Here is a 1,112-nt window from a genome sequence, read left to right as displayed (position 1 = left end):
CGGAACATCTCTTTGGATCTGACTTATATTCACGGTAACCTTCTCTTGTCGTTGTACGATAAACTAACTCCTGTCCATTTGGACAAATGTAAACATCTTTCTCTTTATGATAGGTAAACTTCCATTTAGGAAAAAGTCCTTTTGTCGGCTGGTATCTACGATGGGCGATCACTCCAAAAACCTTACGGTCATGAAGTCCTTTACAAATTGGATTTGTTAAATATCCTGAGTCGAGTGCCACTGCTTCTACCTTAAATCCAAAACGATCCATCTGACGGTCAAGCCTAGAAAGATAAGGGACAGAGTCATGGACATTTCCCGGAGTAACATAAGCATCAGTAATGATATTGAACTTCATATCGGTTGTTCGATGATCAAGATAACAGAACATCTCCTGCTTATTTTCCCTGGACATGAAGCCACAATCTGGATCGGTTGTGCTTTTTCGAATTTGTTTGGTCTCTGTCACCTCCTCTCTTTCTTTTAGTGCTTTTTTCCGTGTTGGAATCTATCCTCTTCCACAGCTCTATTGAGTTCTTCTATGTATTCCCGAGTCTCCACTTCGACTTCTTCCCGTGTAAACTTGTGCTTATTGGCATTCGCTTTAAGGTGAGTAGAGTCAGTAAACAGAACTCTTCCACCAACCATTTTATGATTCATGGCTAACAGGACAATCTCATCAAAAATTTCTTGAAAGATATTCGTATCTTTAAAACGGGTTCTTCTATTCCAACTGATGGTCGAGTGGTCCGGCACAGGATCATTGAGCTTCAAGCCAAGAAACCATCGATAGGCTACATTTGTTTGCACTTCCCGTTCTAATCGGCGTTCCGAACGGATGCCATAAAAATAACCAATAAACATCATTTTAAATAGAACTAGTGGATCCGAAGGACGCCCGGTACTCTCGGAATAATAAGGACGCAATTTCTCCCCGATAAAAGAAAAGTCTATGTACTGGTCCACCTTTCTTAAAAAGTGATCCTGGGGAACCAAATCCTCAATTAAAACAAATTCTGCTTCTCCTTGTAATTCCCTTTTCGGTTTGAACATCGCATCCACCATCCTAAGTGTCATATTAATAATATTATATCAAATTAACGCGGTGAATG

General features: G+C 40.1%; 1 pseudogene. It reads right to left on the bottom strand.

The annotated features are described in order from the left end of the window. Positions 1-1,053 (bottom strand): annotated as a pseudogene (locus BQ5796_RS17770) (IS1182 family transposase); the annotation flags it as partial. Positions 1,054-1,112 lie beyond the last annotated feature (59 nt).

The sequence above is a fragment of the Bacillus massilinigeriensis genome (assembly GCF_900111815.1).
In the GTDB taxonomy this organism is placed as follows: Bacteria; Bacillota; Bacilli; order Bacillales; family Cytobacillaceae; genus Mesobacillus_C; species Mesobacillus_C mediterraneensis.
This window is presented reverse-complemented; position numbering and strand designations above follow the sequence as displayed.